Origin of the sequence: Alcaligenes sp. SMD-FA (genome assembly GCF_025960365.1) — a bacterium.
Lineage (GTDB): Bacteria > Pseudomonadota > Gammaproteobacteria > Burkholderiales > Burkholderiaceae_B > Alcaligenes > Alcaligenes aquatilis.
The window spans coordinates 3,958,471-3,970,957 of sequence record NZ_CP110108.1 but is presented as its reverse complement, the minus strand read 5'-3'; the positions used below and the strand labels follow the sequence as shown (position 1 = coordinate 3,970,957).

Genomic DNA, 12,487 nt, shown 5'->3' with positions numbered 1-12,487 from the left:
CTACGGTAGTTGGTAGCGTATTGAACCCCGCAAGTCCGTCAGGGCTTGTGGGGTTTTATTTGGCTTGTCGTTTCTGCCAATAGCATCCTGTAGTATTTGTGCCTATGATTTGTTTGTCTGACCGGTCTGGATGTGAATAGGGATCAGGCGGGGGGCTTTTGCTCAGGCCTTAGTGGTCAATAGCGGTTATCAAGTGTTTACTAAATAGGCACGCTATAAGGCCGTTATAAGGGTTTGCTTATTTGGGATTGACGTGCTCTTGTCTTTTGCCTGGCTACGCCTTTTTCTTCGATCTAGGGTTGCGCTGCTAGCGTTGATTGCGCTGCTTGTTTTGGTGTGGCTGCCTTTGTCGGTGCCAGCCTTGCAATTCGAGGCAAGCAAGATTCGCCAGACTGCCGTCTCCCGCTTTGGCGCCCGTGCTGGAAATGCTGTAGATCGCTGGATCGTTAACCTGGACTCCGCCCGCGGGCAAAGCGAGCGCCGCCAACTGGATGTCGTCAACGATTTCTGGAACGCGAATGCAATGGCTGGTGAGGATATTCACATCTGGGGGCAGTTGGATTATTGGGCAACACCGATTGAAACGCTGGGCAAAATGGCGGCCGATTGCGAGGATTTTGTGATTGGCAAATATTTTTCCTTGTTACACCTGGGTGTGCCCAATGAAAAATTAAGATTGATTTATGTACGGGCACAAGTAGGTGGCCAAAGTATTGCGCACATGGTGCTGGGCTACTACCCCACACCGCAGTCCGAGCCTTTATTGCTGGATAATTTAAGTGGCTCGATTCGTCCCGCCAGCCAGCGTCCTGATTTGACCCCCGTGTTCAGCTTCAATTCCCAAGGGGTGTATGTGGGTAACGCCCAGAAAGGTTCGGTAGACAGTATCAGCCGCTGGCGTGGTTTGCTGGAAAAAATGCGTAAGGAAGGGTTTGTTCCTTGATGATGTACCGGCCCCAGGGCTTGAGCCCTGATCGGAAACAGCTCTCAGGACACCCTTGCTGGGTGGGCTAGACCAGAATTTATGGAATATACGGAAGCGTTATGTCTTTACTTAAACAGCTCCTGCTAAGTGTCTCGTGCGCGATTCTTGCTATCTTGATTGGCACGCTGTGGTTCAGCGTTGACTCGGCAAGGCAATACTTGAGCAGTCAGTTGCAGGCTCAGGGTGAGTCGGCCGCGACTTCGCTGGCCTTGACCTTGTCCCAACCCAGCAACCAGGATCCGGTGACCCAAGAGCTGCTGATTGCTGCTCTGTACGATACCGGGCAATTTGAGCGTATTCGTTTTGCTGACACCTCCGGTACGATTTTGGTGGAGCGTAGCACTCAACAAGAAAAGGAGTTCACTGGGTCTTCGCCTGCGTGGTTTGCCAACTCCTTGCCGATTGAGGTGCCTGTGGCCTCGGCTCATGTCAGCAACGGCTGGAACCAGATCGGCACTATTGAGGTAAAACCCGCTGACGAATACGCCCGTGCCAGTTTGTGGAAAAGCTTTGTGCGCGTGACCTTGCTGGTGTTGGGCGCTGGAATTGCCTGGGGTGTGTTTGTCTTGATGGTCATGGCCTGGTTGCGTCGTGCCTTGCGCGAACATGTGCAGTTCGAGTTGCAGCAGATGGATCAAAGTGAATCTGTACCCAGCCGCAAAAAAGTACGCACGATTCCCGAGCTGGAAGCCGTGACACATACCTTAAGCACCGTGCGAAGACGCATCCGTGTCAGTAGCCAGGAGCAAAACGCCCGAATCGAGCAACTGCAGTTGGAGTTGAACTGTGATCCGGTAACGGGCCTGGCTAACCGCAAATATTTCGTGAACCTGTTCCGTCAGGTTCTTCAGCAAGAAGAAGGTGGCCATGTGCTCCTGTTCCGTCAGCGGGACTTACTGCCATTGAATACGTCTTTGTCGCGCGATGCGGTGGATGCCTGGTTGAAGTTGCTCACCCAGCGCTGTACTGAACTATTGCAGAAAAATGGCATGGACTCAGGCAATCTGGCCCGCCTGAATGGCTCTGACTTTATTGTGCTGCTCCAGGGCCAGACGGGTCCTCAGGTGATGGGTTTTGCGCAAGAGTTGCGTAACGCTTTGCAGGAACTGCGCCAGCCCCTGCCCGATGGCAGTCTGTGCCGCTGGTCGATGGCGATGACGAACTACGAAGGACAGGACACGCTTAGCGCCGTGATGACGCGTTTGGACAATGCGTTGATGCGTGCTGAAGGGGCAGGGCACCAGGAGGTGGAGTACCGTCCCTCCGAAGGCGTCCATTCCGAGGCGGGATCGTCCATTGGCGAGCAGGAATGGCATTCGCGTATTGAGCGCGGTCTGGAGCAAGGCCGCATTGAATTGAATGTGAAACCGGGCGTCGAGGTGTGGGGTCAGGCTGGTCAGATTTACGATGCAACCTTGAATTTGTTGCCTGAGCAGCAAGGTCAGGCCAGTTTACCGGCCTATTTATTCATTCCGGTGGCGGTGCGTCTGGGTCTGTCAGGGCTGTGTGACTTGCGCACGATGGAACTGGCGAGTGACTGGCTGGCCAGCAACGAGGGCAGTTTGAGTGTTCGCGTCTCCTGGGCCTCGGTGATCAAGCCCGGCTTTGCGGATCAGGTGGCCGAGGTTCTGGTCAAAGCTGGTGACAAGGCTCAACGTTTGATTATTGAACTGGATGCTTACTGTCTGAGCGAATACGATGTCGAAACGGTCGCTTTTGTGGATACATTGCGTCCCTTGGGTGTGCAATTTGGTCTACGTCGTGTTCTGGAACAGCCCGAATCGATTCTGTGGCTGCATGTGATGGCGCTCAAATATATTGTCCTGGACGATGAGCGTGCCCAAACTTTGCAGACTGAAGTGGGAGGACGGCACTTGCTGACCGCGTTCCTGCAAAGCCTGCGGGAGTTGGGGATTGGTTTGCGGCGGGTAACGCGAACCAGCAATAGCGCCCAGTTGGATGCGTTGTTGCGTGAAAACGCCGTCGCGCCAAGGCCTTAGCAAATAAATCCTTGTTTTTCTGGGGCTTATTTGCTAGTATATGTGGCTTACCTCTTTATTTTGACCGGAGAGGCTTAGACGCCTATCCGGATTGAAGTTGGTAATACAACGTTTTGTCTCTCGCAAGATTTCAACCTAGGGTTCGGCTTGCCGGACCAGATCGAGATCGGGTTTACGGTATCGAACTGGCTGGATCCGAATCTGACGGGACCAAAACTGGTTGTGTGACCCAGTCATTTTGGCTGGATCGTTGCAATTAAGTTGGAACAGGAAAAATCATGATTCAAATGCAGACCACGCTGGACGTGGCCGACAACACAGGTGCGCGTTCCGTAATGTGCATCAAGGTGCTGGGCGGCTCGAAGCGCCGTTATGCCGCAATTGGTGACATCATCAAAGTTACCGTTAAAGAAGCGGCCCCGCGCGGACGCGTCAAAAAAGGCGAAATCTACAACGCTGTAGTGGTTCGTACCGCTAAGGGCGTGCGCCGTAAAGACGGTTCGCTGATTCGTTTCGGTGGCAATGCCGCCGTATTGCTCAATGCCAAGCTGGAACCCATCGGCACCCGTATCTTCGGACCCGTTACGCGTGAACTGCGTACCGAGAAGTTCATGAAGATCGTGTCCTTGGCTCCCGAAGTGCTGTAAGGAGCGCGAAAAAAATGCAAAAAATTCGTAAAGGCGACGAAGTTATTGTGCTGACTGGCCGTGATAAAAAACGCCGTGGCACAGTGCTGCAACGCGTCGATGCAGACCACGTTATCGTGGAAGGCATCAACGTAGTCAAAAAACACGTTAAAGCCAATCCTATGGCTGGCACGCAGGGTGGTATTGTCGATAAGACCATGCCTATCCACATCTCGAACGTTGCGCTGTTCAACCCAGAAACCGGCAAGGGCGACCGTGTTGGTATCCAGGTGATCGACGGCGAGAAAACGCGTGTTTATCGTTCCAGCGGCAAGGCCGTTGGCGCCAAGGCTTAAGGGGCGGATAACATGGCACGTTTACAAGAGTTCTACCGCGAAAAAGTGGTTGCCGACCTGCAAAAGCAGTTCGAGTACAAGAGCATCATGGAAGTACCCCGCATCACCAAGATCACTCTGAACATGGGTGTCTCGGAAGCGGTTGCTGACAAGAAGATTATCGAGAATGCGGTATCGGACATGACCAAAATTGCTGGTCAAAAGCCCGTTATCACGAAAACCCGCAAAGCTATTGCCGGTTTCAAGATTCGCGAAGATTACCCGATCGGTTGTATGGTGACCCTGCGCGGTCAACGCATGTACGAATTCCTGGATCGTCTGGTCGCTGTGGCTCTGCCACGCGTTCGTGACTTCCGTGGTGTGTCGGGTCGTGCGTTTGACGGCCGTGGCAACTACAACATGGGGGTTAAAGAGCAAATCATTTTCCCTGAAATCGAGTACGACAAAATCGACGCAGTGCGTGGTCTGAACATCAGCATCACTACTTCTGCCAAGACGGACGAAGAGGCCAAGGCGCTGCTTAGCGCGTTCAGCTTCCCGTTCCGCAACTAAGGGGCGCAACGTGGCTAAACTTTCCCTCATCAATCGCGACATCAAGCGCGCCAAGCTGGCTGAGAAATTCGCCGCCAAGCGCGCAGCACTGAAAGCGACTATTGACGACCAGTCCAAGTCTGACGAAGAGCGCTACGAGGCTCGTTTGCAGTTGCAACAATTGCCACGCAACGCGAACCCGACCCGTCAACGCAACCGCTGCGTTATCACCGGTCGCCCTCGTGGTGTTTTCAAGAAATTCGGTTTGACTCGCCATAAAGTGCGCGAAATGGCAATGCGCGGCGAGATCCCCGGTATGACCAAGGCCAGCTGGTAGGAGAAATACACATGAGCATGAGCGATCCAATCGCCGATATGTTGACCCGCGTGCGTAACGCGCAAATGGTCAACAAGACATCGGTTAGCATGCCCTCCTCGAAGCTGAAAGCAGCTATTGCTGCTGTGCTGAAAGACGAAGGCTACATCGAAGATTTCCGCATCGTTGGCGAAAAAGCCAAGCCAGAGCTGGAAGTCACCCTGAAATACTATGCCGGCCAGCCAGTCATCGAGCGCATCGACCGCGTTTCGCGTCCTGGACTGCGCATCTACAAAGGCAGCACAAGCATCCCTCAAGTCATGAACGGCTTGGGTGTTGCCATCGTGTCCACGTCTCGCGGCGTGATGACCGATCGCAAGGCGCGTGCAGCTGGCGTCGGTGGCGAAGTGCTGTGCTACGTGGCATAAGGAGAACATCATATGTCACGTATCGCTAAGTATCCCGTTTCCCTGCCCAAGGGCGTAGAAACGACTATTGCCGCTGATCAGATCACGGTCAAAGGCCCTCTGGGCACTTTGGTTCAAACTCTGACTGGCGACGTCACCATTGAACTTCAAGACGGTCAGTTGTCTTTTGCTGCTGCGAACGAAACTCGTCACGCAAACGCAATGTCCGGCACCGTGCGCCAACTGGTCAACAACATGGTTGTTGGCGTGAGCGCCGGTTTCGAACGCAAGCTGAGTCTGGTTGGCGTGGGTTTCCGTGCCTCCGTCCAGGGTAATGCCTTGAAGTTGCAACTGGGTTTCTCGCACGACATCGTGCACGACCTGCCTGAAGGCGTCAAAGCCGAGTGCCCAACTCCGACGGAAGTCGTGATCAAGGGTTCGAACAAGCAGGTGGTTGGTCAGGTTGCCGCTGAAATTCGTGGCTATCGTCCACCAGAGCCTTACAAAGGCAAGGGTGTACGTTATGTCGGCGAACGCGTCATCCTCAAGGAAACCAAGAAGAAATAAGCCCGCAGGCAAGGACGAATCATGGACAAGAAACAATCCCGTATGCGTCGTGCAGTGGCTACTCGCCGCAAGATCGCCGAACTGCGCGTACACCGCCTGTCGGTGCATCGCACGAATACGCATATTTACGCGAGCATCATCTCGCCCGAAGGCGACCGCGTTCTGGTCAGTGCTTCCACTGTCGAGACCGAAGTTCGCAAAGAATTGGCCGTTGGCAGCAACGTAGCGGCAGCCAGCCTGGTTGGCAAGCGCGTCGCCGAAAAGGCGAAGGCTGCGGGCATCGAGACGGTTGCTTTTGACCGCTCGGGCTTCCGTTACCATGGCCGCGTGAAAGCGCTGGCCGAGGCCGCGCGTGAAGCCGGCTTGAAATTCTAAAGGAATTATCAAATGGCTAAAGCACAAGGCAGACAGGCTCCAGAGCAAGAGCGCGATGACGGCCTGAAAGAAAAGATGATTGCGGTCAACCGCGTCAGCAAAGTCGTTAAAGGTGGTCGCACCATGAGCTTTGCTTCGCTGGCCGTAGTCGGTGATGGTGATGGTCGTATCGGCATGGGTAAGGGCAAAGCCCGCGAAGTACCCGTTGCTGTTCAAAAGGCAATGGAACAGGCCCGTCGCGGTCTGATCAAAGTGCCTCTGAAAAACGGCACTTTGCATCACACCGTAGTGGGTAAGCACGGTGCAGCTACCGTTCTGATCTCGCCCGCCGCTGAAGGTACTGGCGTTATCGCCGGTGGCCCAATGCGCGCTATCTTCGAAGTGATGGGCGTGCGCAACGTCGTAGCCAAGAGCCTGGGTTCCAGCAACCCATACAACATGGTTCGCGCTACTTTGAACGGCTTGCGTGCTTGCTCGACACCGGCTGACATTGCTGCCAAGCGCGGCAAGACAGTTGAAGAAATTCTGGGGTAAGTCATGGCACAGAAACAAATCAAAGTTACGTTGGTGCGTTCGGTCATCGGTACTAAGCAAAGCCACCGCGACACCGTTCGCGGCCTGGGTCTGCGCCGAGTCAACACCAGCCGTGTATTGGTTGATACTCCTGAGGTTCGTGGGATGATCCGCAAGGTGGATTATCTGGTTACGGTCTCGGAAGCCTGAAAGGAATCGGGATGTCTGAATTGCAATTGAACAATCTCAAGCCCGCCGCTGGCGCCAAACACGCAGCACGTCGTGTTGGTCGCGGTGTCGGTTCCGGCTTGGGCAAAACCGGCGGACGTGGTCATAAAGGCCAAAAATCCCGCTCGGGTGGTTTTCATAAAGTCGGTTTCGAAGGCGGTCAAATGCCTTTGCAACGTCGTTTGCCCAAGCGTGGTTTCACCACCCTGGACGACCACCTGTACGCAGAAGTACGTCTGTCCGAACTGCAAAAAATGGATGCCGAAGTTATCGACGTCCAGGCACTGAAGCAGGCTGGCGTGGTTGGCCAAATGGTGCGTTACGCTAAAGTCATCAAGTCCGGTGAACTTTCCCGTAAAGTTGCGCTGAAAGGCATTAATGCAACGGCCGGCGCTCGCGCCGTGATCGAAGCAGCCGGCGGCTCGCTGGAATAAAAAGGGGTCACGGTGGCAAAAGCTCAGGCACAGAGTAAGTCGGGTCCGCGCTACGGCGATTTGAAACGTCGTCTCGTTTTCCTGTTGCTCGCCCTGATTGTCTACCGCTTGGGTACGCACATTCCGGTACCAGGCATCAATCCTGATGCCTTGTCCGAACTGTTTACTCAAAACCAGAGTGGTATTCTGGGTTTGTTTAATATGTTCTCCGGTGGTGCTTTAGAGCGATTCTCAGTGTTCGCACTGGGAATCATGCCCTACATCTCTGCGTCCATCATCATGCAATTGATGACCGCTGTGGTGCCCACGCTGGAAGCAATCAAGAAAGAGGGTGAGTCGGGTCGTCGCAAGATCACGCAATACACCCGTTACGGAACGGTCTTTTTGGCTTTGTTCCAGGGAGTTGGGATTTCCATCGCTCTAGAATCGCAGCCCGGTCTGGTTATCGACCCAGGGATGCTGTTTCGCTTCACGACAGTGGTAACACTGGTCACTGGCACCATGTTCGTCATGTGGCTGGGTGAACAAATCACTGAACGTGGATTGGGTAATGGTATTTCCATCCTGATCTTCGCCGGTATCGTAGCGGGTTTGCCCAATGCTTTGGGCGGCATGCTTGATCTGGTGCGTACGGATTCCATGTCGATTCTATCGGCACTGTTTATCCTCGTTTTAGTAGCCGCCGTCACGTACTTCGTCGTCTTTGTCGAGCGTGGTCAGCGTCGTATTACGGTCAACTACGCCAAACGGCAAGTAGGTAACCGTATCTATGGTGGTCAAAGCTCGCATTTGCCGCTGAAACTGAACATGGCTGGCGTGATCCCTCCGATCTTCGCTTCGTCCATTATTCTGTTGCCAGCGACAATTGCTAATTGGTTCTCCAGCACGCCCGGTCTGGGTTGGTTGCGTGAAATCGAGGCTGCTTTGTCGCCGCGTCAGCCGCTTTACATTACTTTGTTCTCCGCGCTGATCATTTTGTTCTGCTTTTTCTACACGGCCCTGGTGTTTAACAGCCGCGAAACTGCAGACAACCTGAAAAAGAGTGGAGCTTTCGTACCAGGTATTCGTCCCGGTGATCAGACAGCGCGTTATATCGACAAGATCTTGATGCGTTTGACATTGGCCGGTGCGATCTACATTACCTTGGTGTGTCTGGTCCCAGAGTTCTTGCAAATGCGCTGGAATGTACCGTTTTATTTTGGCGGCACTTCCTTGCTGATTATTGTTGTAGTAACCATGGACTTCATGGCGCAGGCCCAGGCCTATGTCATGTCACAACAATATGACTCGCTGCTCAAGAAGGCTAACTTCAAAGGCTCGAGCTTGCCGATGCGGTAATTCACGAAAATGGCAAAGGACGACGTCATTCAAATGCAGGGACAGGTTCTTGAGAACCTTCCCAACGCAACTTTTCGCGTCAAGCTGGAAAATGGTCACGTAGTGCTCGGATACATTTCAGGCAAAATGCGTATGCACTATATCCGGATTCTGCCGGGCGATAAGGTCACTGTGGAGCTCACGCCCTATGATCTATCCCGAGCACGAATTGTGTTCCGCTCCAAATAAGCGGCCGGTTACAGGAAACTAGGAGTCAAACCATGAAGGTAATGGCATCAGTAAAGCGGATCTGCCGCAACTGCAAAATCATTAAACGTCATGGCGTGGTGCGTGTCATCTGCACCGATCCACGTCATAAGCAGCGTCAAGGCTAAGTTGCCGAAACGCAACCGATTTAACAAGGAATAACCATGGCCCGTATTGCCGGCATTAACATCCCGCCGCATCAACACGCCGAAATCGGTCTTACCGCGATTTTCGGCATCGGTCGCACCCGCGCTCGCAAGATTTGCGAAGCATCGGGTATTGAATACTCCAAGAAGGTCAAAGATCTGACCGACGCGGAACTCGAGCGCATTCGCGAACAGATCGGCTTGTTCACTGTAGAAGGTGACCTGCGTCGTGAAGTTCAGCTCTCGATCAAGCGTTTGGCTGACTTGGGAACTTACCGTGGCATGCGTCATCGTCGCGGTCTGCCAGTGCGCGGCCAACGTACACGCACTAACGCTCGCACCCGTAAAGGTCCGCGTCGTGCCGCCGCGTCCCTGAAGAAATAATCGAGGAATAGAAGATGGCCAAAGCTTCTAGCAGCGCTTCACGCGCACGCAAGAAAGTCAAAAAAAGCGTGTCGGACGGGATTGCTCACGTCCACGCTTCTTTTAACAACACGATCATCACCATTACTGACCGTCAGGGCAACGCATTGTCCTGGGCTACGTCGGGTGGCGCGGGCTTTAAAGGCTCTCGTAAATCCACGCCGTTTGCCGCGCAGGTTGCCGCTGAAACAGCCGGCCGTACTGCCATGGAATACGGTATTAAAAATCTTGAAGTTCGCATCAAGGGCCCCGGTCCAGGCCGTGAATCGTCTGTGCGTGCTCTGAATGCTCTGGGTATCAAGATCACCAGCATTGCAGACATCACACCGGTTCCGCATAACGGCTGCCGTCCGCCCAAGCGTCGTCGCATCTAAGGGGAAGCGAAGTGGCTCGTTATATTGGACCAAAATGCAAGCTCTCGCGTCGCGAGGGTACCGATCTGTTTTTGAAGAGCGCCCGTCGCTCGCTGGATTCCAAGTGCAAACTGGAATCGCGTCCTGGTCAGCACGGCCGCACCTCCGGTGCTCGTACGTCTGACTTCGGTCTGCAGCTGCGCGAAAAGCAAAAGCTCAAGCGTATGTACGGCGTGCTGGAAAAGCAGTTCCGCAAATACTACGTTGAAGCTGACCGCCGCCGTGGCAACACCGGTGAAACGCTGATTCAATTGTTGGAATCGCGTCTGGACAACGTGGTTTACCGAATGGGTTTCGGCTCTACACGTGCTGAAGCTCGCCAGCTGGTTAACCACCGTGCTATCGAAGTCAACGGTCATACCGCTGACATCGCTTCCATGCTGATCAAGGCTGGTGACGTTGTTGCCGTCCGCGAAAAAGCTAAATCCCAAGGCCGTATCAAGGAATCCCTGGATCTGGCAACTGGCATTGGCTTGCCTCAGTGGGTGGAAGTTGACGCTGCCAAGCTGTCCGGCGTCTTCAAGCAAGTTCCCGATCGCGCTGACGTCGCTCAAGACGTTAACGAATCGCTGGTTGTTGAGTTGTACTCGCGTTAATCTTTTACGCGAAGACCGCTTACACAATGCAGTAAAGCAAGCCCACTTCCCGTTTTTCGGCAAGTGGGCTTTGCGATACTTTCTGCTGGCTTAGGCCAGTTTCCGTCAGCCTTATCGGTGTAACGAGCCGAGGGTATTGAAAAGGAAATCGAATGTCTCAAGGTTTTTTGAAACCCCGTTCCATTGAAGTCGAACCAATCAGCAAAAATCACGCCAAGGTGATCATGGAGCCTTTCGAGCGCGGCTACGGCCACACTCTGGGCAACGCACTGCGTCGTATTTTGCTGTCCTCCATGACCGGCTATGCACCGACTGAAGTGCAGATCACCGGTGTGGTGCACGAATACTCCACACTGCCAGGTGTGGGTGAGGACGTGGTTGATATCTTGATGAACCTCAAGGGCGTGGTATTCAAGCTGCATAGCCGTGAAGAAGTTACCCTGATCCTGCGCAAAGAAGGCGCCGGCCAGGTGTTGGCTAGCGACATCGAATTGCCGCACGACGTTGAAATCATCAACCCCAATCATGTGATTGCCACCTTGACCGATGACGGCAAGCTGGAAATGCAGATCAAGGTTGAGCAAGGCCGTGGCTACGTGCCTGGTAACGTTCGTGCTCTGGCTGATGACCGCACCCACACGATCGGTCGTATCGTGCTGGACGCGTCCTACAGCCCTGTGCGTCGTGTTAGCTACGCGGTCGAAAACGCCCGTGTGGAACAGCGTACTGACCTGGACAAGCTGGTTCTGGACATCGAAACCAACGGCGTGATCTCGCCCGAGGAAGCTGTTCGCCAGTCCGCTCGCATCCTGATGGATCAAATCTCCGTGTTTGCTGCTCTGGAAGGTGTGGGCGATGCCTACGAAGCTCCAGTACGTGGCGCACCACAGATCGATCCTGTGTTGTTGCGTCCTGTCGACGATCTGGAATTGACCGTTCGTTCCGCAAACTGCCTGAAAGCCGAAAATATCTACTACATCGGCGATCTGATCCAGCGTACCGAAAACGAACTGTTGAAGACTCCAAACCTGGGCCGCAAGTCCTTGAACGAAATCAAGGAAGTGTTGGCTGCACGTGGTCTGACTTTGGGCATGAAGCTCGAAAACTGGCCACCACTGGGTCTTGAGCGTCCATAAGTAGTCAGCAAGACAGACGTTTCTTGGACGCCACTTACACTTTTTCTGGTGTTGTACACCTGCAAAAAGTGTGAGTGGCGGCTGAAAATGTGCTATTGTTTTGCGCTGTCCATCTGGTCCGCAGCCTAGCTGATAGAAGAACCAGATTTACGCATGCCGCATAAGCGGCGTGCCAATTAGATTCATTATTTAGGAAAATCATCATGCGTCACCGTCACGGTCTACGTAAACTGAATCGCACCAGCAGCCACCGTTTGGCCATGTTCCGCAACATGTCCGTGTCCCTGCTGACTCACGAAGCCATCAAAACCACACTGCCTAAAGCTAAAGAGCTGCGTCGCGTGGTTGAGCCCCTGATCACTTTGGCTAAAAACCCAACCTTGGCAAACCGTCGTCTGGCTTTCGCCCGTCTGCGCGACCGCGATGCAGTGACCAAGCTGTTTGAAGTTTTCGGCCCACGTTACCAAGAGCGTAACGGCGGCTACACCCGCATCCTGAAAATGGGTTTCCGTCAGGGTGACAATGCTCCTATGGCATTCATGGAGCTGGTGGATCGTCCAGAAGTTCAGGAAGAAGCCGCTGCTGAATAAGCGCTGCTTGTTTCTCTCGTAGTATTGAAAACGGACTCTCAGGAGTCCGTTTTTTTATTGGCGGCGGTATGGTCTTGTTCATCAAGGGCTAGGCGTTTTTGGAAAGGTCTTAACCTTGTTGCTGCTGATCTTGTTTCTCACCGTCGTTTTGCCTGCTCCCCAGGCCGGGTGCCAAGCCTACCCCTTATATAGGTCCAAGCGCGGGTTTGAGCCAGAATGTCGGCTCCATTCAGCACAGTGAAAAGGCGTAAAGCAGGGTGC

20 protein-coding genes are annotated in these 12,487 nt (G+C 53.8%); all 20 read left to right on the top strand.

All coding sequences use genetic code 11. The features are described from left to right. The first annotated feature begins 304 nt into the window (after window positions 1–304). The 20 genes from OKX01_RS18360 to rplQ all read left to right on the top strand — a co-directional run bounded on the left by OKX01_RS18360 (window position 305) and on the right by rplQ (window position 12,226). Window positions 305–943 carry a transglutaminase-like cysteine peptidase gene (locus tag OKX01_RS18360; RefSeq protein ID WP_395013983.1) on the top strand — a complete coding sequence of 213 codons (639 nt, stop codon included), beginning with the start codon at window positions 305–307 and terminating at the stop codon, window positions 941–943. A gap of 101 nt (window positions 944–1,044) precedes the next feature. After that, window positions 1,045–2,985: a LapD/MoxY N-terminal periplasmic domain-containing protein gene (locus OKX01_RS18355; RefSeq protein WP_264672227.1), complete on the top strand. Its 1,941-nt coding sequence runs from the start codon at window positions 1,045–1,047 to the stop codon at window positions 2,983–2,985. Between the two features lie 278 nt (window positions 2,986–3,263). Then, on the top strand, window positions 3,264–3,632 hold the full coding sequence (gene rplN / locus OKX01_RS18350) for a 50S ribosomal protein L14 (protein WP_003805375.1): 369 nt from the start codon (window positions 3,264–3,266) through the stop codon (window positions 3,630–3,632). A gap of 14 nt (window positions 3,633–3,646) precedes the next feature. Then, complete coding sequence (gene rplX, locus OKX01_RS18345; RefSeq protein WP_094198142.1) at window positions 3,647–3,967, top strand: 50S ribosomal protein L24; 321 nt, start codon at window positions 3,647–3,649, stop codon at window positions 3,965–3,967. Between the two features lie 12 nt (window positions 3,968–3,979). After that, window positions 3,980–4,519 carry a 50S ribosomal protein L5 gene (gene rplE / locus OKX01_RS18340; protein ID WP_009459981.1) on the top strand — a complete coding sequence of 180 codons (540 nt, stop codon included), beginning with the start codon at window positions 3,980–3,982 and terminating at the stop codon, window positions 4,517–4,519. Window positions 4,520–4,529: 10 nt separating this feature from the next. After that, window positions 4,530–4,835 carry a 30S ribosomal protein S14 gene (gene rpsN / locus OKX01_RS18335; protein WP_042489405.1) on the top strand — a complete coding sequence of 102 codons (306 nt, stop codon included), beginning with the start codon at window positions 4,530–4,532 and terminating at the stop codon, window positions 4,833–4,835. Between the two features lie 11 nt (window positions 4,836–4,846). Further along, on the top strand, window positions 4,847–5,242 hold the full coding sequence (gene rpsH / locus OKX01_RS18330) for a 30S ribosomal protein S8 (RefSeq protein ID WP_094198141.1): 396 nt from the start codon (window positions 4,847–4,849) through the stop codon (window positions 5,240–5,242). A gap of 12 nt (window positions 5,243–5,254) precedes the next feature. Beyond that, on the top strand, window positions 5,255–5,788 hold the full coding sequence (rplF, locus tag OKX01_RS18325; RefSeq protein WP_108728328.1) for a 50S ribosomal protein L6: 534 nt from the start codon (window positions 5,255–5,257) through the stop codon (window positions 5,786–5,788). 21 nt (window positions 5,789–5,809) lie between these two features. Then, entirely contained in the window at window positions 5,810–6,163 is a 354-nt protein-coding gene (gene rplR / locus OKX01_RS18320; protein WP_009459977.1) for a 50S ribosomal protein L18, read from the top strand. A 12-nt stretch (window positions 6,164–6,175) separates the two neighbouring features. Beyond that, window positions 6,176–6,697 carry a 30S ribosomal protein S5 gene (gene rpsE, locus OKX01_RS18315; RefSeq protein WP_003805367.1) on the top strand — a complete coding sequence of 174 codons (522 nt, stop codon included), beginning with the start codon at window positions 6,176–6,178 and terminating at the stop codon, window positions 6,695–6,697. A gap of 3 nt (window positions 6,698–6,700) precedes the next feature. Further along, on the top strand, window positions 6,701–6,886 hold the full coding sequence (gene rpmD / locus OKX01_RS18310; protein ID WP_003805366.1) for a 50S ribosomal protein L30: 186 nt from the start codon (window positions 6,701–6,703) through the stop codon (window positions 6,884–6,886). An 11-nt stretch (window positions 6,887–6,897) separates the two neighbouring features. Beyond that, window positions 6,898–7,338, top strand: coding sequence for a 50S ribosomal protein L15 (gene rplO, locus OKX01_RS18305; RefSeq protein ID WP_094198139.1), 441 nt, complete (start codon window positions 6,898–6,900; stop codon window positions 7,336–7,338). Between the two features lie 12 nt (window positions 7,339–7,350). Next, window positions 7,351–8,676 (top strand): preprotein translocase subunit SecY, encoded by a 1,326-nt coding sequence (gene secY, locus OKX01_RS18300; protein WP_003805363.1) that lies wholly within the window; start codon window positions 7,351–7,353, stop codon window positions 8,674–8,676. Between the two features lie 9 nt (window positions 8,677–8,685). Next, complete coding sequence (gene infA, locus OKX01_RS18295) at window positions 8,686–8,904, top strand: translation initiation factor IF-1 (RefSeq protein WP_003805361.1); 219 nt, start codon at window positions 8,686–8,688, stop codon at window positions 8,902–8,904. 32 nt (window positions 8,905–8,936) lie between these two features. Beyond that, the gene (gene rpmJ / locus OKX01_RS18290; protein WP_003805360.1) at window positions 8,937–9,050 is read left to right on the top strand and encodes a 50S ribosomal protein L36; all 114 of its coding nucleotides are present in this window, start codon (window positions 8,937–8,939) and stop codon (window positions 9,048–9,050) included. A 36-nt stretch (window positions 9,051–9,086) separates the two neighbouring features. Further along, a complete protein-coding gene (gene rpsM, locus OKX01_RS18285; RefSeq protein ID WP_003805346.1) occupies window positions 9,087–9,452 on the top strand; it encodes a 30S ribosomal protein S13 in 366 nt (121 codons plus the stop codon). 14 nt (window positions 9,453–9,466) lie between these two features. Further along, complete coding sequence (gene rpsK, locus OKX01_RS18280; protein WP_003805343.1) at window positions 9,467–9,865, top strand: 30S ribosomal protein S11; 399 nt, start codon at window positions 9,467–9,469, stop codon at window positions 9,863–9,865. 11 nt (window positions 9,866–9,876) lie between these two features. Next, complete coding sequence (gene rpsD / locus OKX01_RS18275; protein ID WP_094198138.1) at window positions 9,877–10,500, top strand: 30S ribosomal protein S4; 624 nt, start codon at window positions 9,877–9,879, stop codon at window positions 10,498–10,500. A gap of 152 nt (window positions 10,501–10,652) precedes the next feature. Next, window positions 10,653–11,636 (top strand): DNA-directed RNA polymerase subunit alpha, encoded by a 984-nt coding sequence (locus OKX01_RS18270; RefSeq protein WP_003805337.1) that lies wholly within the window; start codon window positions 10,653–10,655, stop codon window positions 11,634–11,636. Window positions 11,637–11,839: 203 nt separating this feature from the next. Further along, window positions 11,840–12,226: a 50S ribosomal protein L17 gene (rplQ, locus tag OKX01_RS18265; RefSeq protein ID WP_003805334.1), complete on the top strand. Its 387-nt coding sequence runs from the start codon at window positions 11,840–11,842 to the stop codon at window positions 12,224–12,226. Window positions 12,227–12,487 lie beyond the last annotated feature (261 nt).